Source organism: Thiobacillus thiophilus, from assembly GCF_055378705.1.
In genome coordinates, this window is sequence record NZ_AP042404.1 from 1,994,085 (window position 1) to 2,016,971 (window position 22,887).

At 58.0% G+C, this 22,887-nt stretch carries 21 protein-coding genes and 1 pseudogene; 9 read left to right on the forward strand and 13 right to left on the reverse strand.

Annotated features, from left to right (window positions below; genetic code table 11):
• Nucleotides 1-32: 32 nt before the first annotated feature.
• The 9 genes and pseudogenes from ACZ41T_RS09740 to ACZ41T_RS09780 all read left to right on the forward strand — a co-directional run.
• Complete coding sequence (locus tag ACZ41T_RS09740) at nt 33-1,223, forward strand: TolC family protein (RefSeq protein ID WP_464921201.1); 1,191 nt, start codon at nt 33-35, stop codon at nt 1,221-1,223.
• Nucleotides 1,220-2,905, forward strand: coding sequence for an efflux RND transporter periplasmic adaptor subunit (locus tag ACZ41T_RS09745; protein WP_464921202.1), 1,686 nt, complete (start codon nt 1,220-1,222; stop codon nt 2,903-2,905). Before ACZ41T_RS09740 ends, ACZ41T_RS09745 begins: the two co-directional genes overlap by 4 nt.
• Nucleotides 2,906-2,914: 9 nt before the next feature.
• Nucleotides 2,915-6,019: an efflux RND transporter permease subunit gene (locus ACZ41T_RS09750; protein WP_464921203.1), complete on the forward strand. Its 3,105-nt coding sequence runs from the start codon at nt 2,915-2,917 to the stop codon at nt 6,017-6,019.
• 77 nt (nt 6,020-6,096) lie between these two features.
• Nucleotides 6,097-6,534, forward strand: a complete 438-nt coding sequence (locus ACZ41T_RS09755) for a hypothetical protein (protein ID WP_464921204.1) — start codon at nt 6,097-6,099, stop codon at nt 6,532-6,534.
• A 419-nt stretch (nt 6,535-6,953) separates the two neighbouring features.
• Nucleotides 6,954-7,223, forward strand: a complete 270-nt coding sequence (locus ACZ41T_RS09760; protein WP_464921205.1) for a hypothetical protein — start codon at nt 6,954-6,956, stop codon at nt 7,221-7,223.
• Between the two features lie 501 nt (nt 7,224-7,724).
• Nucleotides 7,725-7,958 (forward strand): thioredoxin family protein, encoded by a 234-nt coding sequence (locus ACZ41T_RS09765; RefSeq protein WP_464921206.1) that lies wholly within the window; start codon nt 7,725-7,727, stop codon nt 7,956-7,958.
• A gap of 106 nt (nt 7,959-8,064) precedes the next feature.
• Nucleotides 8,065-10,278: a copper-translocating P-type ATPase gene (locus tag ACZ41T_RS09770; protein ID WP_464921207.1), complete on the forward strand. Its 2,214-nt coding sequence runs from the start codon at nt 8,065-8,067 to the stop codon at nt 10,276-10,278.
• A 64-nt stretch (nt 10,279-10,342) separates the two neighbouring features.
• Nucleotides 10,343-11,713: an IS701 family transposase gene (locus ACZ41T_RS09775; RefSeq protein ID WP_464921208.1), complete on the forward strand. Its 1,371-nt coding sequence runs from the start codon at nt 10,343-10,345 to the stop codon at nt 11,711-11,713.
• Between the two features lie 407 nt (nt 11,714-12,120).
• A pseudogene (locus ACZ41T_RS09780) lies at nt 12,121-12,482 on the forward strand (transposase); the annotation flags it as partial.
• Between the two features lie 194 nt (nt 12,483-12,676).
• Here ACZ41T_RS09780 and ACZ41T_RS09785 read toward each other — a convergent pair.
• The 13 genes from ACZ41T_RS09785 to ACZ41T_RS09845 form a co-directional block, all read right to left on the reverse strand.
• Complete coding sequence (locus ACZ41T_RS09785; RefSeq protein ID WP_464921209.1) at nt 12,677-13,159, reverse strand: YHS domain-containing protein; 483 nt, start codon at nt 13,157-13,159, stop codon at nt 12,677-12,679.
• 173 nt (nt 13,160-13,332) lie between these two features.
• Complete coding sequence (locus ACZ41T_RS09790) at nt 13,333-13,716, reverse strand: hypothetical protein (RefSeq protein WP_464921210.1); 384 nt, start codon at nt 13,714-13,716, stop codon at nt 13,333-13,335.
• A 13-nt stretch (nt 13,717-13,729) separates the two neighbouring features.
• Nucleotides 13,730-15,307: a multicopper oxidase family protein gene (locus tag ACZ41T_RS09795; RefSeq protein ID WP_464921211.1), complete on the reverse strand. Its 1,578-nt coding sequence runs from the start codon at nt 15,305-15,307 to the stop codon at nt 13,730-13,732.
• Nucleotides 15,308-15,943: a Spy/CpxP family protein refolding chaperone gene (locus ACZ41T_RS09800; RefSeq protein ID WP_464921212.1), complete on the reverse strand. Its 636-nt coding sequence runs from the start codon at nt 15,941-15,943 to the stop codon at nt 15,308-15,310. It abuts the gene before it with no gap.
• Between the two features lie 50 nt (nt 15,944-15,993).
• A complete protein-coding gene (locus tag ACZ41T_RS09805) occupies nt 15,994-16,239 on the reverse strand; it encodes an SHOCT domain-containing protein (RefSeq protein ID WP_464921213.1) in 246 nt (81 codons plus the stop codon).
• A gap of 218 nt (nt 16,240-16,457) precedes the next feature.
• Entirely contained in the window at nt 16,458-16,865 is a 408-nt protein-coding gene (locus ACZ41T_RS09810; protein ID WP_464921214.1) for a hypothetical protein, read from the reverse strand.
• Nucleotides 16,866-17,106: 241 nt separating this feature from the next.
• The gene (locus ACZ41T_RS09815; RefSeq protein WP_464921215.1) at nt 17,107-18,093 is read right to left on the reverse strand and encodes a YncE family protein; all 987 of its coding nucleotides are present in this window, start codon (nt 18,091-18,093) and stop codon (nt 17,107-17,109) included.
• A gap of 26 nt (nt 18,094-18,119) precedes the next feature.
• Nucleotides 18,120-18,554 carry a c-type cytochrome gene (locus tag ACZ41T_RS09820; RefSeq protein WP_464921216.1) on the reverse strand — a complete coding sequence of 145 codons (435 nt, stop codon included), beginning with the start codon at nt 18,552-18,554 and terminating at the stop codon, nt 18,120-18,122.
• A 4-nt stretch (nt 18,555-18,558) separates the two neighbouring features.
• Nucleotides 18,559-18,921 (reverse strand): c-type cytochrome, encoded by a 363-nt coding sequence (locus tag ACZ41T_RS09825; protein ID WP_464921217.1) that lies wholly within the window; start codon nt 18,919-18,921, stop codon nt 18,559-18,561.
• Nucleotides 18,922-18,947: 26 nt separating this feature from the next.
• Complete coding sequence (locus ACZ41T_RS09830; protein WP_464921218.1) at nt 18,948-19,175, reverse strand: thioredoxin family protein; 228 nt, start codon at nt 19,173-19,175, stop codon at nt 18,948-18,950.
• A gap of 46 nt (nt 19,176-19,221) precedes the next feature.
• Nucleotides 19,222-19,317, reverse strand: a complete 96-nt coding sequence (locus ACZ41T_RS09835) for a hypothetical protein (protein ID WP_464921219.1) — start codon at nt 19,315-19,317, stop codon at nt 19,222-19,224.
• 461 nt (nt 19,318-19,778) lie between these two features.
• Nucleotides 19,779-20,789 (reverse strand): copper resistance protein B, encoded by a 1,011-nt coding sequence (locus tag ACZ41T_RS09840; protein WP_464921220.1) that lies wholly within the window; start codon nt 20,787-20,789, stop codon nt 19,779-19,781.
• A gap of 30 nt (nt 20,790-20,819) precedes the next feature.
• The gene (locus ACZ41T_RS09845) at nt 20,820-22,634 is read right to left on the reverse strand and encodes a copper resistance system multicopper oxidase (RefSeq protein ID WP_464921221.1); all 1,815 of its coding nucleotides are present in this window, start codon (nt 22,632-22,634) and stop codon (nt 20,820-20,822) included.
• Between the last annotated feature and the right edge of the window lie 253 nt (nt 22,635-22,887).

The following is a 22,887-nucleotide window of genomic DNA, read 5'->3' on the forward strand; positions in this document are numbered from 1 at the left end:
CTTGAGACTTAACCTGAACATTCGAGACCATCATGCGTCACTTCCTGTTGATTTTTGTTGGCTTGCTGCTCACGCAACCCGTTTGCGCTGTCAGCCTGCGCGCAGCACTGGATCAAGCCTGGGGCACCAGCCCCCAAGCGCAAACCCTGGAGGCAAAGCGCGCGGAAAGCGATGCCCAGACCGTCGCCGCGAACAGCCTGCTGCCCGGCGCGCCCGCCGTCATTTTGAGTCATCGTGGTAACCAGTTGACCAACAATACGGGCTTGAACGAGTGGGAAGCCGGTATCGCTTTGCCCATCTGGCTACCCGGTCAGCGCGATGCGCGGCAACGCCAGGCGCACGCCGGCAAGGATGGCCTGGAAGCCAGTATGCGTGCGCTACGCCTGAAACTGGCGGGAGAGCTGCGCGAAGCGATCTGGCAAGTGCGCCAGACTCAGGCTCAAATCCAACTCGACGAAGCGCGCGCACAAACTGCGAAAAAACTGGCGGAAGATGTCGCCAGGCGGGTTCGGGCAGGGGAGTTGGCCAAGACCGATTTGAATCTGGCGCAGAATGAATGGCGCACCGCCCAGGCAGCGATTTTGCTAAGCCGTACCCAGCTGTTCCAGGCACAGCAAGCCTATTCCACCCTCACTGGTATGACAGCCTTGCCTGACGACATTTCGGAAAGCGCGCTGCCGAAGCCCTTGCCTGACGACCATCCGTTACTGGAAGAGGCGCGCAAAGCGATCGAAACGGCGCAGGCGCAAGTGCGCCTGGCAGGCGAATCGCGCCGCGACAATCCAGAACTTGAACTCGGTATGCGCCGGGAGCGTAGTAGCCTGAACGATCCTTACGCCGACTCCGTAATAATCGCCCTGCGCCTGCCCTTATCCACGGATGCGCGCAACCGGCCGCTCATCAGCGCCGCCCAAACCGCCCTTGCCAACGCGCAAAGTGAATACAACCGCACCCGGCTCACGCTCGAATTCCAGATACGGCAGACGGAGCAAAGCTTGCAAGCGACCGATCAACTGCTGGAGCTGGCGCAGCAGCAGCGAGCCGCAGCGCAGGAAAACCTAGGACTGATCCAGACATCCTTCGATCTCGGCGAAACCGATCTGTTCACCCTGCTGCGTGCACGAGCGGCCGCATTTGAAGCCGGACAGGCTTACAACCAACAAGAAACCACGCAGGCGCTGTCGCGCGCCCGCCTCAATCAAGCTCAGGGAGTCTTGCCGTGACGACAATCATAAAAATGGCCATTCATTTGTCATGGATACTGGTTTTGCTGATGCCGCGCTTCGTCTTTGCCCACGCCGGCGAAGACCATGGCGACGAGGCACGTGCGCCAGTCAGCCTGTCAGCGTCTGGCTCGCCTCTGGAATTGAAGTCCCCCGATGTGGAACTGCTGGGTGTGCTTCAGGATGGCAAGCTCGCGGTCTTTGCCGACCGCTACGCCACCAACGAGCCTATCCTCAACGCGAAAATCGAGCTCGAAAGTGACGGTCGCAAGCTTCAGCTACTGGTCACGAAAGATGGCAGTTACACGGCCGCTGCGGACTGGCTGAAGCAGCCCGGCACCCATGAGGTTGTGGTGAGCGTGGAAGCAAGCGGCCTGGAAGATTTGCTTATCGGCACCTTGGAAATACCTGGTTTGAAGTCTGACGAAGCCCACGGGCGCGCCTGGGTTGACTACGGGAAATGGGCGGCAGGTGGCATAACAGGGGCCATTGCGTTGCTTGCGCTGTTCAAGCTCATCCGCCGCCGCAAGGGTGCGGTAATAACCCTGGTGTTGCCAGTGTTTGCTGCTTTCCTGCTCGGCGGGCACAGCAATCAAGGCTTCGCCCACGGCGACGAAGATCATGGCGACAAACCCAAAGACGCACCCATTGTCACCTCGGTGAACACCGTAGCGGTCGCCACGCAGACTCCCCCCGTACGTTTGCCAGACGGCAGCGTTTTGGTGCCCAAGCCCGTGCAGCGGCTGCTCGGTATCCGCACCCTGCTGGGCGAGACACGTGACGTCGCCAAAACAGTGGCGCTCAACGGCCAGATTAGTGCCGACCCGAATTTCAGCGGGCGCGTGCAGTCCAGCCAACCCGGGCGGATTGCCGCGCCCGGCGGTGGCTTTCCCGCCATTGGCATGAAAGTGAAGAAGGGACAAATCCTGGCTTACATCGAACCTGCCGCCAGCAGTATCGAGAAGGGTAATCAGCAGGCGCAACTGGCCGAACTGGCGAGCAATCTGGGTCTTGCCGAACGGCGCGCAAAGCGCTTGGAGCAACTGGTTGGCAGCCTGCCGCAAAAGGAAATTGACGCGGCGCGCGCCGAAGCGGTAAGCCTCAGGGCGCGCAAGGCGGCGGTGGCGGGCAGTCTGTTCCAGCGCGAAGCCCTGCGTGCGCCGGTTTCTGGCGTGATCAGCCAGGCTGATGCGGTCGCTGGCCAAGTGGTGGAAGCGCGCGAAATATTGTTCGGAATTGTCGACCCGGCCAAGCTTTGGGTGGAAGCCGTCGCCTACGATACCGCGCTGTCCGGTCAAGTGGCGGGCGCTTCCGCCATGACCGCTGACAATCAGCCGTTGACGCTGGCGTTCATCGGCCAAAGTCATCAACTGCGCGAACAGGCGCTACCCATGCAGTTCGCTGTCAAACCGCCCTTGCCCATATTAAGCGTGGGTCAGCCGGTGAAGGTGTTTGTGCAAACCAAGCAAGCCATCCGCGGCATCCCCGTGCCGCAAGGAAGCGTAATGAAGAACAGCAGCGGGGAAACGATCGTGTGGGTGCACGTCTCAGCCGAACGCTTCATGCCGAAAAAGGTGAACGTACAAGCGGTGGACGCCAATACGGTTGCGGTGCTGGAGGGGCTGCAGGATGGCGACCGGGTGGTGACGCAGGGCGCGGCATTGCTTGCACAAATACGCTAAGAGATAGACATGTTTAAAGCAATCATTCAATCCAGCCTGAGTCAGCGCTTGTTCGTAATCGCGGCGACGCTCCTGCTGCTGGTGTATGGCATGCTCACCCTGAAACAGCTGCCGGTGGACGTCTTTCCCGATCTCAACAAGCCCACCGTGACGCTGATGACCGAGGCCGAAGGCATGGCACCGGAGGAAGTGGAGCAGCTCATCAGTTTCCCCGTCGAGACGGCGATGAACGGCATACCGGGAGTGACGCGGGTACGCTCGGTTTCTGGCATCGGTCTTTCCATCGTGTACGTGGAGTTCGACTGGGGCACCGACATTTACCGCAACCGCCAGCAGATCGCGGAGCGGCTAAGCCTGGTACGGGAACAGATTCCCGCCGGCATCACTCCGCAGATGGGGCCGATCAGTTCCATCATGGGCGAGATCATGTTGATCGCGATGACTGCCGACTCCGCCAAGGCGAGCCCGATGCAGGTGCGCGAACTGGCGGACTGGGTGGTGCGTCCGCGGCTGCTCACGATCGCTGGTGTGTCGCAAGTGATCCCTATCGGTGGCGAGGTGAAGCAATACCGGGTGGCACCCGATCCAGTCAATCTCGATCGCCTGGGCGTCACGCTGGAACAGATGGAAAAGACGCTGGTAGATTTCGCGACCAACACCAGCGGCGGGTTTCTGGAGTCGCACGCGCAGGAATACCTGATCCGCAATATCGGGCGCACCACCAAGCTGGAAAATTTACAGGATCTGGTGGTCGGCTACCGTGAAGGAATACCGATTTTGCTCAGGCAAGTCGCCAAGGTGGAATTCGCTGCGCGCCTGAAGCGTGGCGACGCGAGCTTCATGGGCAAGCCTGCGGTGATCCTGTCGGTGCAGAAGCAGCCCGGTGCGGACACGATCAAGCTCACGCGCGAAATCGAAGCGGCGCTCGCGGAGCTGAACAAAAACATGCCCGCCGGCGTCGCAACGAAAGACATCCTGTTCAAACAGGCCAATTTCATCGAAAGCTCGGTGAGCAACGTGGAAGAGGCCTTGCGTGACGGCGCCATCATGGTGGCGGTGGTGCTGTTCCTGTTCCTGCTCAATTTCCGCACCACCTTCATCTCGCTCACCGCGATTCCTGTCTCCATCCTGATCACGGTGCTGGTGTTCAAATACTTTGGACTGTCCATCAACACCATGACGCTGGGAGGACTGGCGATTGCCATCGGCGAGCTGGTCGACGATGCAGTGGTGGGAGTGGAAAACGTGTTCCGGAGGCTCAAGCAGAATCGGGTGGCAGTCGAAAAGGCCTCCGTGCTGGAAGTCATCGCCGCGGCTACACTGGAAGTTCGCTCCGCCATCGTGTACGCCACGCTCATCATCGTGCTGGTGTTCGTGCCGCTGTTCGTCCTTTCCGGTATCGAGGGCAAGCTGTTCGCGCCGCTGGGCGTTGCCTACATCGTGTCCATTCTTGCCAGCATGCTGGTGTCGGTCACGCTGACGCCGGTACTGTGCTATTACCTGCTGCCGAAAATGAAGCGGCTGGAGCACGACGACAGCCCAGTCGTCAAAAAGCTCAAGCAATGGGATACGGGCCTGCTGCAGTGGTCGTTCGAGCACAGCAAGCTGGTTCTCGGCGCGGGGCTGCTCGCGGTGGCGCTCGCGGTGGCCGCCGTACCGTTCTTCGCCCGTTCCTTCCTGCCCGCGTTTAACGAAGGCACACTCACCCTCACGGCCGTGATGAATCCGGGCACCTCCTTGTCGGAATCCAACCGCATCGGCACCCTGGCGGAGCAATTGATTCTGCAAGTGCCGGAAGTGACCCAGGTGGGGCGGCGCACCGGCCGCGCCGAGCTAGACGAACATGCGGAAGGCGTGCATTACAGCGAGATCGACGCGGACCTGAAAAAATCCGCCCGTTCCCGCGAGGCCGTATTACAGGACATCCGCAACCGCCTCGTGCCGCTGCCTGCCTCGGTCAGCATCGGCCAACCCATCTCACACCGGCTCGACCACATGCTGTCCGGGGTGCGCGCGCAGATCGTGCTGAAAATCTTTGGCGATGACGTGGACACGCTACGCGGACTGGCGGCGGGGTTGCAAGCCCGGCTTGCCAACATCACGGGACTGGTGGATTTGCAACTGGAAAAGCAGGTACGCATTCCGCAACTGCAAATCCGCGTCGATTACGCCAAGGCCAGGCAGTATGGCGTCACCCCGGCAGCCATCAACACCGCCCTGGAAACGCTGTCCAACGGCGCCACTGTGGCGCAGGTGATCGAAGGCAACCGCCGCTTCGACGTGGTGATCCGCCTTGCAGATACAGACCGCAGCGCACAGGGCTTGAGCAACCTCTTGGTGGAAACACCGGGCGGACGCATCCCATTGCGCCTCATCGCAGAAATCCAGGACAGCGACGGTCCCAACCAGATCCTGCGCGAAAACAGCCGCCGCCGCATGGTGTTGATGGGCAATAGTGACGGTACCGACATGGCGCAGATCATCCGCGACATCCGAGCAGAGCTCGCCAGACACCCACTGCCGGAAGGCTATTTCACTCAGCTGGAAGGCCAGTTCCAGGCACAGGAAGAAGCCAGCCGACTTATTACGGGACTGTCATTGGTGTCATTGGCCATGATCTTTCTCGTCTTGTATAGCCGCTACCAATCCACCGTGCTGTCGTTGATGATCATGGGCAATATTCCGCTGGCGCTGGTGGGCAGTGTCATCGCGCTGTGGATCTCAGGCGGTGCGCTGTCGGTGGCAAGCCTGATCGGCTTTATTACCCTGGCCGGCATCAGCACGCGCAACGGCATCCTGAAAATCAGCCACTACATCAATTTGGTGGCGCACGAGGGTGAAGCATTCGGCAAGCAAATGATCCTTCGCGGCAGCCTGGAACGCCTGACGCCAGTGCTGATGACCGCGCTGGTGGCGGCCTTCGCCCTGATTCCGCTGGTGCTATCCGGAGGCGATCCGGGCAAGGAAATCCTGCATCCGGTAGCGGTGGTGATTTTTGGCGGCCTGGTGAGTTCCACGCTGCTGGACACCCTGCTTACGCCGGTGATGTTTTACCTGTGGGGCGAAAAACCGATGATGAAACTGCTGGCACAAGGCAGTAAGGAAAATTTCTGATCCAGCAAAAAGATAAGCGGAATGTGAAGAACCAAAAACAGCAGTTCTTTTTTTAACTTTATCCAAGGAGCCACCAAATGAAATACCTGAAACCATCCATCCTCGCCCTGGCCTTGCTCTTCACGCAAGGCGCGTTCGCCCATAGCGACGAATATCTCGACACCCAAACTGCGCCTCACGGCGGCCAAGTGCGCATGGTGCAGCAGTACCACTATGAACTGGTGGTAAAAGCCAACGAAGTGAGCGTTTATATCACTGACCACGCTGGCAAAGAAATTGGCGCCCAGGGCGCAACAGGGACCGCAACCATACTTTCCAGCAAGAGCAAGGCCAGTGTGAAGCTCGTGCCCGCTGGTGACAATCAAATGAAAGGCTCGGGTAAATTCGAGCTCGCGCCAGATATGAAGGTGGTGGTTTCCATCGCGTTACCTGGTCAGACGGCGTTACAGGGCCGTTTCACGCCTATGCAGCAGGCGTCATCAACTTCTACATCCGCTATGCCCGGTCAGATGTAGTGGTCTGAACATCGAGCCAATCCGAAGATGACGCAAATGTAATCCCTGCGTCAGGTCGATGTGGCAAACCCCATTCCATACTGGCCCCTACTCCTGAACAAAGGTCTTGTATGAAAAATGCTGTTGCCAGCTTTCTTCTCATCGGCGGTCTTGCCCAAGCGCCTTGGGCTGCCCCGGCAACCCCGGTGATTGATGTCTACAAGAGTCCGACTCGCGGGTGCTGCAATAAGTGGTTAGATCACCCTAAGGCGAATTGATTCAAGGTATGTCCAGCGGTAACGACATGATGGTCAAACGCATGGAGATGATGCAGAGCAATATGGACATGCCTCAAGGCGTCCCCGAGAAACCGGCCAAGTAATGGCCGTCACGGCGGAAGTTCCCACCGTATTCACTTAACCGAAAGTAAGGAGCAAATCATGAAATCCGCAATTGCATTCACTACCCTGGCTCTGCTGGTCGCACCGGCTTGGGCAGACGATCAGAGTGGCAACCCCGACCTGAAGCAGGGTATTACCAACGTGCATGACATACATTTTCCTCACGTTGCCGGTGACAGTCATGAGCCGGAAAGAGGGGGCGGCGATAGCTACGGATCGGTTCTGCTTGATGATCAGCCAAGCGGGCATGTGCCCCACAAGCAGGGGGATGGTAGCCACAGGACCGATGAGGTGTGGCCGAGCTACTAACACAGAGTTGTATGGCCCGGCGAGATAACCCATCGGATCGCAGGTACTTAAAGTACCGGATTAAAGGGGCGGGATATGGTTGGTTTTGAACCTTTTGGCATGGGATTGGGAATGGTCCTGGTCTGGCTCATCCCTATCCTGCTGATCGCCCTTGGTCATCCACAATGTCATCAGCATCAGTAACCGGGATGGAAAACCCGAGCCTACGTCTCTGGCTATCCTGGAAGAAGGTTACCCTGGAGTTCGACGACAAGGGTGTGGTCATCGACGTGCTTTACAACGAGAACGGGCGACACGACGGTCTCACAGCCATGCAGGTGTAGAGCAGGATCGCGGCGAAGGCCACAGCGTGAAATGACAGAGGCCATGCACAGAGGCAACCGGCGTGCGGGGGAAACAGGTTAGGACTGCTATGCGTCCCATCGAGTCTCTGGATAGCGATAGATTCCGTTGTTGATGGAGACGGGCGGGTCGAATTTTACACAAGGCAAGGTGGTTCTCATGAACGTCAAGATTATTGCGACAAAGAGTTGCAGTCACAGTTTGAGCTTGCAACAAGAACTCAGGAATATGGGTATCCCATTCGAGGTGTTGTTCGTCGAGGATGAGCCGGGGGTAGTCATGGCACACGACATCCGGCATTCCCCGAATCTCCTCGTGAACGATGAAGTCGTTTTCCGGGGACAGCCGACGCCGCATGAGCTACGGGAGTTTTTCGGCAAGTTAAGTCATTAACCGTTCTTCCATGGACAGCCTGAAGGCACAACACTACGGCTGGCGTATGCCATTGATGGCTTCAGGAATCATGCGTTGCCATAAGTTGCCATAAGGAGTGCAAGCTATGAGTGCCCATTCGTCTCACCTGCACGAGGAAAGCGACACTGGACACGCAGGCCATCTCCACGACGGCGGCGACTCAGAACACGGCACTCATGGCCATCACGCCCACATGGCCGCCGATTTCCGGAAACGCTTCTGGATCGCGCTGGCGCTGACCCTGCCCATACTGGGGCTTTCTCCCATGCTCCAAAAGCTGGTGGGCTTGCGTGAGGCCATCCGGTTTTCCGGCGACCTGTATGTACTTTTCGGCTTGTCTTCTGCCGTTTTCTGGTACGGCGGCTGGCCGTTTCTGAAAGGGCTGTACGAGGAGCTCAAATCCCGGCAGCCCGGAATGATGACGCTGGTCGCGGTCGCCATCACCACCGCGTATGCCTACAGCAGCGCCGTGGTGTTTGGCCTGACCGGCAAGGTGTTCTTCTGGGAACTCGCCACCCTGGTCGACGTGATGCTGCTGGGGCACTGGATCGAGATGAAATCGGTGATGGGCGCCTCCAAAGCCCTGGAGGCATTGGCGAAACTCATGCCCTCCGACGCCCACAAGCTCATGCCCGACGGCAGTGTGAAGGACGTGCCGCTGAGCGATTTGGCGGTGGACGACAAAGTGCTGATCAAACCGGGGGAGAAAATCCCTGCGGACGGCGTCATCGTCGAGGGCGAGAGCGCGGTCAACGAAGCCATGCTCACCGGAGAATCGACACCGGTCAACAAGAAGACGGACGACAAGGTCATCGGCGGCGCCATCAACGGCGAAGGCTCGCTGACCATCGCGGTCAAAGGCACCGGCAAGGATTCTTTTTTGTCGCAGGTCATCGATCTGGTCAAGCAGGCTCAGGAAAGCAAATCGAAGACTCAGGACCTGGCCAACACCGCGGCGAAGTGGCTCACCATCATTGCGCTCGGCGGCGGCGCGATCACCTTCTTTATCTGGCTGAGCGTCATGGGCCGGGAGCTTTCCTTTGCCATCGAGCGCGCCGTGACCGTCATGGTCATCGCCTGTCCGCATGCCCTCGGACTGGCCGTGCCGCTGGTGGTGGCGGTCTCCACGGCGCTGGCTGCGAGCAATGGGCTGCTGATTCGCAATCGCCCCGCGTTCGAGAGCGCCCGAAAAGTCCAGGCGATCATTTTCGACAAGACCGGCACCCTCACCGAAGGCCGTTTTGGCGTGACCGAGACCCTGCTGTTCTCGCAGGACATCGACGAAGACACGCTGCATCGCTATGCGGCCTCGGTCGAAGCCCATTCCGAGCATCCGATCGCCCGCGCCATTGCCGACACCGCCGAAAATAAATTGCCCATTGAAAATTTCAGGGGCATTGCCGGCAAAGGCGCCGAGGCACGGGTCGAGGGCAAGGACGTCAAGGTGGTGAGTCCGGGTTACCTGCGCGAGCAAAACATCGACATGACCGACGCGCGCGTGGAGGAACTCAAGGCGCAAGGCAAAACCGTCGTATTCGTGCTGGTCGACGGGCAACTGCAAGGCGCGATTGCCCTGGCCGATATCATCCGCCCCGAGTCGAAGCAGGCGATTGCCGCGCTCAAGACAATGGGCATCCAGTGCATGATGCTCACCGGCGACAACAGGCAGGTCGCCGAATGGGTTTCGAACCAGATCGGACTGGACGAATTCTTCGCCGAAGTCCTGCCGCAGGACAAGGCCGCCAAGGTCAAGGAAGTCCAGTCCCGCGGCATGGTGGCGGCCATGACCGGCGATGGCGTGAACGACGCGCCCGCGCTGGCGCAGGCGGATCTGGGCATCGCCATCGGGGCGGGTTCGGATGTGGCGGTCGAAACCGCAGACATCATCCTGGTGCGCAGCAACCCGCTGGATGTCGTGGCGCTCCTCAAACTGTCGAAGGCCACCTATGGCAAGATGATCCAGAACCTGGTCTGGGCGACCGGCTATAACGCGTTCGCCATCCCGCTGGCAGGCGGCGCTATGTACGCCTGGGGCGTGCTGCTTTCCCCCGCACTGGGCGCGGCGCTGATGGCCGCGAGCACCGTGATTGTCGCGATCAATGCGCGCCTGCTCCGCCTATCACGGGGTTCCGATACCCCTACCGCGCTGCCGCAAGACAAGCAAGGCGGCGATCCACAACAACAAATTTCCAAGCGCGCCCATGAATTGTATGAGCAACATGGACGCCAGGATGGCCATCCGAAACAGGACTGGCTGCAGGCCGAACGTGAGATCAAAAAAGACGGGCCTCTAATCTGACTGTGTCACTAAATTCTGAAACTTGCCTATATTTCAGAACATCTTCCTTACTGAGGGCGATGTCATGGAAGTCGAAGACGAACTGGAACGGTATCTTGATCGCCTGGCGGGTGTGCTTGGCCATGCGGATCGAAGGACGGGGTTGATGGACTACTGTCGGGGATTGATGTTGCCGATCAAACGCAAGAGCGTGGAGCCGCTGGCAGCGCATGTCGATCCGCTGCACGTTCAGGCCAAGCACCAGTCGCTGCACCACTTTGTGGCCAAGTCGGCGTGGTCGGACGAAGCGGTGTTGAGGGAAGTGCGAGCCGTTGTGGAACCGGCGCTGAATTTCGATCGCGGTTGCTACTGGATCATTGACGACACAGGCATCCCGAAGCAGGGCACTCACTCGGTCGGCGTCACCCGGCAATACTGTGGTCAACTGGGCAAGACCGAGAACTGCCAGGTTGCTGTCAGTTTGTCGCTGGCCAGCGACACGGGCAGTTTGCCCATCCAGTGGCGCCTGTATCTGCCCAAGGAATGGACGGGTGACCTGCCGCGCTGCCATGCAGCGGGTGTTCCGGAGGACATCAAGTTCTCGACCAAGATTGACATTGCCTTGGCCCAAGTGAAGCAAGCTCAAGACGATGGAGTGCCTGCCGGAATTGTTCTGGCTGACCCGGCGTATGGCGATAGCGCCTCGTTTCGCGACAAACTGGCCGCGATGGGTTTGCGCTACGCGGTCGGCATCAGATCGGCCACCAGTGTGTGGGCGCCAGGCGTGGCGCCCTTGCCGCCCGAGCCCACGGCAGGCCGGGGACGCCCCAGCAAGAACCTGCGCCGTGCGCCCGGCCACACGCCGGTGTCGGTCAAGGCGCTGGCGCTGGCCTTGCCGGGCGAAGCCTACCAAACTGTGGCCTGGCGCGAAGGCACGAACGAAACACTAAGCTCGCGTTTTGCCGCAGTGCGCATCCGTACCGCCTACCGCGACTATTGGCAAAGCACCCAGCGTCCCGAGGAGTGGTTGCCGATCGAGTGGCCGGAAGGCGATGCGGAACCGCTGAAGTACTTCCTCTCGACCTTGTCTGCGGATACGCAGATTGAGCAACTGGTGTTCGTTACCAAGATGCGCTGGCGCATCGAGCGTGACTATCGGGAATTGAAGCAGGAGTTTGGCCTGGGCCAGTATGAAGGGCGAAATTGGCGAGGGCTGCATCATCACGCCACCCTGTGCATTGCTGCTTACGCCTTCTTGCTGCATCAGCGCCTCGCGCTGGGCAGTAAAAAAAACGCTGCTCGACCAAAAGCGCCTACCCTACCCAAAAATTACCAGCCTCGCGGCAGCGGGGCGAGCACAACGACACGTACCCGATTCGATCGCCACGCTTCGCTTTCTCATCGCCGCTCGTATCGTACTTTGCCTGCAGCGATGTCCGTGTTGCGGATCGGTTAAACGCAATTTGTGACACAGTAAAACTAAGGAAGCACTGATTAATTCGATATGGCCGTCATTGCGACCGCGAGCGAAGCGCGGCGGGAAGCAATCCAGCATATCGATCAAGCGGGCATTTCTGGATTGCCGCGTCGCTGCGCGCCTCGCAACGACAAATTAATCAGCGGTTCCCTAACATGACCGGCCCCTATGCGCCGGGGGCAGATCCGCCGAACTATTTTCTGCTTCGTGTGCGTCAGCGCACAGCACATTTTGCAGAGAAGTGGCTCCGCAAAACGGTACAGCGTTATAAGTGGAAACTCCGGGCATGATGCTGGGCTGGAAGATGCCTGGCGAGAAGGAGTTTTTGATGGTCAAGAAATCGGCACGGCGCCACCTACAATCCGGCATTCAAGGCGCGCGTAGCGCTGGCAGCCCTTCGCGAAGACAAGACGATGGCTGAGCTGTGCAAGGAGTTCGAGTTGCACCCGAACCAAATCGCCGAATGGAAGAAGAAATTGCTTGAACGCGCCACCGACGTCTTCGGCGCGGGCACGGAAGCCACCGAGCCGGTCGATCTGGTTCCGCTGCACGCTAAGATCGGCCAGCTGGCGCTGGAGAGCGATTTTTTAGAACGCGCGCTCACCAAAGCGGGATTGCTGAGCGCAAAGCCATGATCGACCGTGACCACATCCTCACCGTCACTCGTCAGGCCGAGTTGCTGGGCATCGGCCGGGGATCGGTGTACTACCTGCCCAAGCTCGTCTCCGAAGCCGACCTGGCGCTGATGGTTTTTGAAATGTTGGGTGTGGGTCCAAAGCGCACAAGTAGTTCAATGAATCGCGCTCGATCAATATTGCGGCCGGGCCAAACCTCTGCGGCAAGTGTGCTCAACGCAGCACAAACAAGGATGGTAGCCTCGTTATAGCTGCCCCCCAACGTCTGAGTTCAGGGACTCTGCGCGGCTTTAGCGCGCAGCGCTATTTAGTGATGCCCTGAGTGCGGCGTAACTTCCAAATTGCCTACCTCAACTTCTTCCAGGTAATGGACAAAACCGCGCTGCAACCGTGCCGGCCACTCTGCTCCAAGACGTAAGCCAACCTGACCCATGCGTGCTTCAATCTGTTCTGCGGTCGCCTGCAACAGGTCATAGGTGATGGATACGATGTCTCCAGCAATCTCTATATGCTGGATGCCCATCATGGTGCTCAACGCTTCAACAAGAATGGACGCGTCCGTATCGGACATAGGCTGTTCAAGGCGGAAACGCCGTTGCTTCAAAATTTCCACTCCCTTATGCTTGGGCGCCATCTGACCCGGCACGCCAACATAAAGATGCGGGCTCGCCTTGAAACGATCCTGGCATTGCTGGGAACAGAAGGCGTAATGCATTCCCAGATACTCCATGGCATAAGAATCCGGACTGACTTGCATCCCGCATACTGGATCTTTTGTGCTGTCATTCATCACTGTCTCCGAAATCCTGAGTGATTTTGGCTGTCGGGCATGCCGACCCAATAATTTGTATTTGTAGATAACGCCATCGAATGATGGCACCGCAACCGGCCGGGTACATTAGCCGCGCTGCAGGCCATGCATACCTTGGCATCGGTCGCGTTGGCCTTGGCTACAGGCATGGCTCAATCCTTCCGGTCCACGTTACGGTCGCCGCTCCATGGCGTAGGCGCCCGGTTGCAGCATGCGCCTCCACTGGCGTGGGCGTTGGTTCGGGCATTGTCATCAAGAAAGCGGTACCACGCCGACTTGAATTGCCACCACGCATTGGATGGGCGCCGAACCCCCGATTCGTCGAGAAGCCGTTCAATGTCGCGAATCCCGACACTGGAGGCGACATACCGAATGCGGAGCTGGCCGTGCCGGTCGATATGGGCATCGACGACTGGCTCGAGAGCGCATATTTTCCGTACGGCTTCCTCGAACTTGTCCGCAGCAACAGGTCGCAACGGGATGGTTCGGTCGACATCGAACGGTCCCTTGCTCATCTTTGCCTGTGCTTCACTCATGCCGCTTTCCGCCTCACGCCATGATGCGGAAATTCCGCATCATCCCCATGTCTTCGTGTTCCAGGTTATGGCAGTGGTACAGGTACAAGCCGGGGAAACTCTCAAAGCGCATCAATACCCGGACCCGTTCGCCCGGCATGACCAATACGCTGTCCTTCCATCCTTCATCCACATAGCCTTCGCTCACGCTGCGCCATGCAGACGTCGCATCAGGGTGAATGCGCCGATCGATGACACGGAACTGGACACCATGCACATGTAGTGGGTGCGGCATGCTGCCCATCATGCCCATGCCGGCCTCATTGACGAATTCCCACACTTCCGTCGTCCCGAGGCGTACCACTTCATCATTCGCCACGCCTTCCATCTCGAACAGGCGCCCATTCAAGCTCCAGCGCATGCCACTTGCGGTGACACGAATGACTCGGGGGTTGTTCAGGTTGTGGGCCTGTTCTGGATGCAAGGCAGGAATGCTGGTGAGCCGCTCAGGCAACTTTTCTGAAACCGCTGCACCCTGGCCCAACCGTACCTTGAGTACATGGAACGCAGTTCCTTGAGCGGGAGCGCTACCGCCTCCCATCATGCCTCCACCCATCATTCCACCGCCGCCGCTCGATGCGGCAAAAGGCAGGCTGACCAGGTTCAATTCCTCGCCAGCGGCTCGGCTCGAGAAATCGGCCCACAGCTCGACCCGCTCCGAAGGCGCGAGGGTGACATACGGCCGGCTGACCGGTGCTGTCAGTAATCCGCCATCGGTGCCGATTACGGTCAGCGGTGAGCCATCGCCCCAGGCCAGTTTGTAGATGCGGGAATTCGACCCATTCAACACACGCAGGCGATAGGGTTTGCGCTCGGCTGCGAGGGTGAAATCCGGACGCCCGTTGACGTGGATCCGGTCGCCCAGGAAACCCATCATGCCAAACATCATGCCCATCATGCCGCCGCCTTGTCCCGTGTACTGCAACTGGTTGCCTCGGGTAAAGCTGCGATCCTGAATCACCAGACCTACATCACGATCGCCGTCTGGAAGCTTGAGCGCGCGTTCCTCGTCATCGGTCACGACAAACAGGCCCGCGAGGCCCGCATAGACCTGTGGGCCTGTCATGCCGTGGGGATGTGGGTGGAACCAATAGGTACCGGCGCGATTGATCACTTCGAACTCGTAGACATAGCGCCCGCCCGGGCCGACGGCATAACGCGGATGCCCGTCCGCCGCTTCCGGCACCAGCAGTCCATGCCAGTGGACGACGCTGGGCTGAGGCAGCTCGTTGACGAAATGAATGCGCACACGTGTGCCGCGGTGAGCCCGAATCACCGGGCCAAGCGGGCTATCGGGGTGATGGGTGACGGCCCGTGCGTCGCCTTTCAAAACCTTGCCTCGGTAGCGCCATACATGGGTCGGCGCGCCGGCGAAGAGCGGAACCTGATCCTGCACAGCACGCAACTCCAGTTCCAGATCCGGGGTGAATGAGCCTGATGCCGTTGCGGCGGGTTGCGCGGATTGCGTCTTGCCCGAGACGACACCCATCAAAGCCGTTCCCCCCAGCACACTGAGAAAACGTCTGCGGCTTATTTGTTTCAAAGAAGTCATTTATTCCGACCCTGTCCATCCGTAACCTCGCCAGGCGCGCGCCATATCCTTCCGTTGGCTATCGGTTAACAAGCCATCTGTTTTTTGCTGCAAATCGAGATTTGAGTCGAGTTGCTGACGCTGAATATCAAACAGGTGTTGCGAGGCGGCGCGAATCGCGTTCCAGTCGCGCTTCTCGTTCATGAGTAAAAGGTTGAGCTTGTCCTGAGTAGCCCCAAACTGCTGTGCCAGGCTGCTGTTTCCCTCCATCGACTCTTGCTGCAGTCGGCTTAGCTTCTGTTCCTGTTCAGGCGTGAGACCTGGGATCTGACCTGGCACCGTGGGATAGCTGCCCCCTATCATGCCGGTGCCCATACCCGCACCCATGCCATACATGCCCGCACCGTACTGGCCCATCATCCAAAAAGGCATGCCCATGCCCCGTCCAGTTCCAAACCCCCCCATCATTCCCGGCCCCATTCCGTATCCACCATAGGGTCCTTGCACCCGGGAATCATTGCTCCAGCCCCCCATTCGACCCCGGTCATGCCACGGTCCAAAGCTCATCGACCCGAGCCCGGTACCAAAGGCCAGAATGCCTGTGACAACCACGAGGACAAGCCATAAGGCAACCCAAAAAACGCTTTTCCGATTCATGGCCAACCCTTTCTTTCAGTCACAAGATTCTTACGCCGGTAACCGCCAGGCTACTGCGTCAAATCGTTTTTCCGCTTCTGATACTCCTGTTCGTCGATCTCGCCGCGCGCATAGCGTTCCTTGAGGATGTCCAGCGCTTTGCTGCCATCGTCTCTGCGTCCGCCTGCACTGCTCGACGTGACCAACCATTTCACCAGGAAGACAATGCCAACGATGATCAGCACCCACCACAGGATCATGAGAATTCCGCCAAATCCTCCACCAAAGCCCCCCGTCATTCCATAACCACCCATCATCTTTACTCTCCTGAGGAAACAACTATTTGTTGGACACTCTTCCCACTTGAAAGGAAGGCGGCGCATTACTTTTTCGAATGCGAATAGCAATTGGGGCCGGGCGGAGGATGTAACATCGATCAGCCGTGATGCAGGGATAAGGGCCAGACATCACACAAAATATTTATCCGAACCTGCTTAGACCCGGCAGACATCCGACGTCGCCGGGTCTACCCCCATCACTTCATCATGGGCGATCCACCACCGTGCATCATCCCGTCCATTTGCGTACGCATCTGATTCATGCGGTTCTGGGTATTGGCATCCATCATCATGCCCTGGCCCATCATGCCGGACATGTCACCCATCATGGTTCCCATCGTGCGTATGCGTTCGCTCATCATCTTCTGCTGTGCGGCACTCATGTTTCCCTTGGCCATCTCTTCAGCCATCCCCATCATCTGAGTAGCCATATCGTGCTGCAAACCGGACATTTGCTGCGCGCCCGGACCAGGCATGCTATTGCCCATCTTGTTACCGGCCATTCCCGGACCCATTTGTTGGGCGTTGACCGGAAGCGCCAAAGCAAAAATGCCGGCGGCAAACAGGGATGACAACAACGCGGATGTAGTGAAATTCTGTTTCATGTTTTTTCCTTCCAGTTAAAAAAGAACGACCTACGCTCCCGAGGGAGCCACTCTTTAGCGGATTTCGAAAAGACCCATCATCAAATCTTTCTAGGGACCACCAACCACTTCGCCAGTGCCACGCCGATACGCTCATCACACTGCAATTTCAATTAATAATTGAGTCAAATACTTTCGTTTCCATTTACATGAATCCTGTTGGCATTCACCATGGTGCTGTCTATGCCATCGAATGAATGTTTTATGGAACCACTGCCGTCTGATGACCTTCCCCTGCCGGGAGTTGAATCGTGCCGGTCACCGTAAATGTCTTTTGATCGATGACCCAGATGATTGGGGCCTTGCTGCTGGAGACATACACTTTCCCGGTGCCGGGAATCCTGTCGAGGTGATAGGGCTCGGGGGATAGCGTTAACGTACGTTGCGTCCCGGTTGTGGTATCAAGTGCCACCAGCCTGTCGTCCGAACGGCTGCTGATAAAGAGGGTTTTTCCGTCGTCTCCGATATCCAGCCCATGCAGACGCTTGCCAATTTTGTAAGTCGTCTCGACTTTGCCTTCCTTTACTGGCACGACGGAAACCGTGCCGGCTCGATCATTCGCAACATAGATGGTTTTTTCGTCGGGAGAAAAAACCAGATGCTCGGGCGACGGCCCAGCCTCAAGTGAACGGGTCACTTCCCACCTGGTGAGGTCGATCTCGCTGATGGTTCCGTTGCCGCTATTGCTCACGTAAGCACGCTTCCCGTCTTTCGTCACCAGCGTGTAATTCGGTGCGGGTCCGGTTTTGATGGTTTTGTAGACCTTGTTGTCGATCATATCGACAACGCTGATTCCACCGCGAGTCGGATGCGTGGAAATCACATATTTGCCGTCGGGGGTAATCGCCAGATGGTGGGTCCATCCGGAGACTGGGATTTCCGCCATTACATGGCCGTGTTCAGGATGGATTACATACAGTTTGCTGTTCGGTGTATCTGCCGGCGCACCTGCAGGGACGGGGGTTTCCTTAATGCTTCCTGCAATCAGATACTCGCCGTCTGGCGCGGCAACCAGGCCATGCGGATTTTCCACCCCAGGGTAGCGTTTAATGATTTTCCCGCTTGCGGCATCGACAGCGATGACCTCATTGCCGGAACCCAGGGGAATGTAGGCGGTTGGCGCAGCAAAGGCAAAATGTCCGCTACCTAGCCAGACAATTCCCAATACAAACATATTGATGTGGCGCATTTTGGTTCTCTCCTTGAGAAATCGGCTTACTTAATGCCGACCTTGCGCTGTTCAGACCGGACATAGGTCGTCATATGCGCGACATCATCCGGGTTCAGACCAGGGACAGGTTTCATGTCCCCGAATTGCCAATGGTGTGCACGCGACCCATTTTTCACCGCCAACTGGAAAGCCAGATCCGCATGATGAGAGGGTTCATATACCCGATGCAGAAATGGCGGGCCTTTGTCGCTACCTTTCAGGTCGGCACCATGACACGATGCGCAGTTCTGGTTATAAAGGACCTTGCCTTTTGCCGGGTTTGGCATCAAACCAGGACTCGGCTGGGGAAAGCCTGCCGCGTGAACCGTCATGTTGGCCGCTATGAGCAACGAAAACAGAAGCCAATACCGGCGTGAATAATTGCGCTGAACAAACACCCTGGCGCGATGCATTCGGTTTCTCTCCTTATTTGAGTTCATGGCTTTAGGGTGCAATCTTGAATTCCTTGCGCATGTACTCCAAAACGGCTTTCAAATCTGCGTCACTCAATCCGGGGTCGCCGCCCCGAGAAGGCATTGCCAGTGGAGAGCCGGGCGACTGAAATCCTTCTGTCATCCGCTTGAGCAAGACTGTGTCGTCCTGTGACAGTAATCCCGCTCGTCCAGTGAGATCCGGGACGCCGGGGAGACTGCCAGAACCATCGCTACCATGGCAGGCAATGCACGTCCCATTGAAAACTGCCGCACCCCGATCGGGATTGCCCGCCGCGTAAGCATGACTACTGACAGAGGCCATGCTCAATACGGCTGTAGCAAGATACCGAGCCCTACTCGACCTGTATCGCATTGCAACATCTCGTTTCCAGATGGCCGTCAGGCCTGGCTGAAAAACTGCCGCAGCTCATGCGGACTGGGCTGCCCCCGAAAAACGACTTCATCGTTCACCAGGATGTTCGGAGAGTGCCGAATGCCATGTGTCGCAACCAGGTCCGGATGCTCTTCAACAAGCAATACTTCGAACGAAATACCCATGTCTCTGAGCTCATGCTGCAATCCCAGGCTATGACTGCACTCCTTGGTCGCAATGATTTTGACGTTCATAAAACCTCCTCGTTTTTCTGTGCAATTGAATTCACACCTGCACGGGTTACTTCATTGTTTCGAGCTGGGTCACCGTCAAAGCGCCATTCACCTGTTCGGCCAGAAAGCGGATGTTGTCGCCAGGCTTTACCCGATCAAGCATGCCGGCATCCTGAACACGAAACACCTTATTTCAGGCTGGATTCAGTTTGACCCATACCACCCCACAGCAAGCTGACGAGAAGATTACAATTTCGTCATCTACGTGGTTTGATGGCATCCCGCTTCACAACGGCCGCGGCTGGTACCGTCAGATCTCGTGTGCTGTGGTCAATGACGTTTTCGCGTGCTGCCTGGATCGTGCGATAGGCAGGCTGACTGTGCGGGGTATCAGCCGAAACATTGAACAGGCCAAAATAGACGGCTACTGCGTCAACCGCTCGCCAATGACCAATTCGGCCAGAACCTCCATCAAAAAACGTTTCATCCGTTCGCTCCTCGGTGACACAAAAGACTGCCGAAAAATCGATTCATCGGCAGGGGCACCGAACTGGCAAAATGTCGAAAAAAGGGGATGGCAACTTGTGCTCATCCCTCTTCATGTTTCGCTTGCTTGGCAGTCGATCAGAACCAGAAACGTACGCCGGCGACCCAACGTGTCTCGCCGGTTTTCTCACCATCAGCCCGAGCCAGATCGGCCGTCTGGCCAAGCTTGCTGGCCCGCTCAATGCCGATATACGGTGCGAATCGACGCGTGAACTCATAGCGCAGACGCAACCCCGCCTGCGTTTCAGACAACCCAGAGCCAATGCCCCGCACCTCATCGCTTTTGCCGTACACATTCAACTCAATGCGCGGCTGCAAAATAAGCTTTTGCGTCAGCAACAATTCATATTCCGCACCCAGACGCAGTGCAGTTCTTCCCTCATCGCCCACATAGGCAGCCGCATCGACCTCGAACCAATACGGTGCGAGGCCTTGAACACCCAATGCTAACCAGCCACGATCAGGGCCCGCGCCGCTGTCGTAGCGCACGCCAAGCTGTGTGTCCCAGAAAGTGGCAATGGCATGTCCCCAGAGTAATTCGGTCCGCGCCTCCTCCAATTTTCCCTTGGCAACATCGCCCTCGGCCTTGACGACCAGACGGTCATAATCGCGGCCAAACCAGCCCTGAATGTCATATGCCGTGGCGTTGCCACCACCGGTGGCGTGGACCCACTCGAATCGGTCGACAAGTAGAGCGCCAAAGTTGTGTTCATCCGCCATACGCAGTTCTCGAGGCCCGGGACGCGAATAGGGACCAGACTCGAGCGTATATCCTCCCGAATAGGCATGAGGGTCACGCGCATCCGCCGGGGCCGAACCACCTTGCATATTAATTTCGCCATGATCCATGTTCTGCATTTCTTCCTTGGATCCTGACATGTCGTGGTTCATATTCGGTTGTGCGGCGGAGGTGTCAGGCATGGCACCATGGTTCATTTTGCTGTGGTCCATTGTCGGCATTGCACCCTGATCCAGGGTACTGTGGCCCATCTCCGGCATCGCATCGGCTGCAGCATCGGTTTGCGCCCATACCGGGTACGCGCTCAAGGCGGCGATCAATACGGCCAGCAACTTCATGTGCTTATTCATCGTCTTTTTCCTCACTATCATCTGCATCGCTTACGCCACCACCACTTCACGGAACATGCCCGTGTCCATGTGATAGAGCAGATGGCAATGCCAGGCCCAACGGCCCAGTGCGTCGGCGTTGACAAGGAAACTGATCCGTTGTGCAGGCTGTACGGGTATGGTGTGACGACGGACCTGAAAACTTCCATCAGGGCTTTCCAGTTCGCTCCACATACCATGCAGATGCATGGGGTGGGTCATCATGGTGTCGTTATGAAGGATGACCCGTAGCCGCTCACCATGACGGAAATGCACGGGCGTGGATTTGCCGAACTCAAGACCGTCGAGCGACCAGGTATAGCGCTCCATGTTGCCGGTCAGATGCAGCTCAATCTCGCGCCCGGGGCCACGTGGATCAAGCGGGCCGCCGATGGTATGAAGATCGGCCAGGGTCAGGACATGACGGCCGTTGTTGCGCAGGCCGATGCCGGGATCGTCCAGGTTCATGCGAGGGGTATCCACCCGCATGTCGGTACTGGGACCATATTCGGTTTTTGCGTGACGCACCTGGCTACTCGGTGTGGCCATCCCGCCAGCCATCCCGCCGCCCATTGCCATGCCCGGCATGGCGCGTTGGCTGTGGTCCATGGCCATGCCGTTCATGCTCATGCCATTCATTCCACCTTGATTCATCCCGCCCATCCCGCCGTTCATCGCGCCCATCATGTCGGTCATGGTCAGCCATTCGGCTTTATCGAGGGCCGGCACGGACGCGGAGAGGCCTTCGCGGACGGCGAGCGTACCGCGAGCGAAGCCGGTGCGATCCATGGACTGGGCAAACAGCGTGTAGGCATCGTCCCTGGGGGTGACGATCACATCGTAAGTTTCGGCTACGCCAATGCGAAGCTCGTCCACCGTCACCGGCTCGACGTCCTGACCGTCAGACTGCACCACAGTCATCTTCAGCCCTGGAATACGCACATCGAAGAACGTCATGGCGCTGCCATTGACCAAGCGGAGGCGTACCCTCTCGCCCGGACGGAACAGCCCGGTCCAGTTCCTGGCCGGGGTGGTGCCATTCATCAGATAGGTGTAGGTATAAGCCGAGATGTCGGCCAGATCGGTCGGGCTCATACGCATCTCGTTCCACATCCTGCGGTTGTCGAGCGCGGCTTTGAAGCCGTTGCGCGAGACTTCGCGGAAGAAATCCGCAGCGGTGGGCTGGTTGAAGTTGTAGTAGTCGCTCTGCATCTTGAGCTTGGACAGAACCTGCATCGGGTCTTCGTCTGTCCAGTCGGACAACTGCACCACATAATCACGGTCGGCGCGGATCTTCTCGCCGCCCGCTGGTTTGATGACGATGGTGCCGTACATGCCGGTCTGCTCTTGAAATCCGGAATGCGAGTGGTACCAATAGGTGCCGGCCTGCCCCACCTTGAACCGATAGGTGAAGGTTTCCCCCGGGGCGATGCCCTTGTAGTTGATCCCCGGCACACCGTCCATTTGAAATGGCAGAAGGATGCCGTGCCAGTGAATGGAGCTATCAACCGGGAGCCGGTTGGTAACCCGAATGGTCACGCTATCGCCCTCCCGCCAGCGCAGCGTGGGTGCGGGAAGAGAACCATTGATGGTAGTGGCCATGCGCGGTGTGCCGGTGAAATTGACCGGCGTTTCCGCAATCGTGAGATCAAATTCCGTACCACTGAGCACCGGAGCGTCACCTGTCCTGGTATCGACCGTACCTGCCCGAGCCGGCTTGATGATCGCCGGCAGGCCAAGCAGGATGCCACCCGCAGCAAGTCCCTGAACGAATCGACGGCGCGGCAAATCCGGAACCGATAAGTAATGTGAGGCAAAAGGTTTCATGTGAGACTGCTCTCCTAACTCAAATGATGCTTGGCTCCAGTCTGAGGATAGATTGAGCCTATCCTGCCCGATGCAGGAGCCGGTTTATATTGGGTGACTTAGTGCCTTGTCAGTTGTTGCCGGGCCACCGTAGCGGTGACGGTATCTTGCAAGCACACGCCCAACATGAAGATGGCAAGTGGATTACAAATCTGTAATGCGCGCCGCCATAAGTGCGAGCTGTGGCAGGATGATTCCATTCACCCTGATGCTC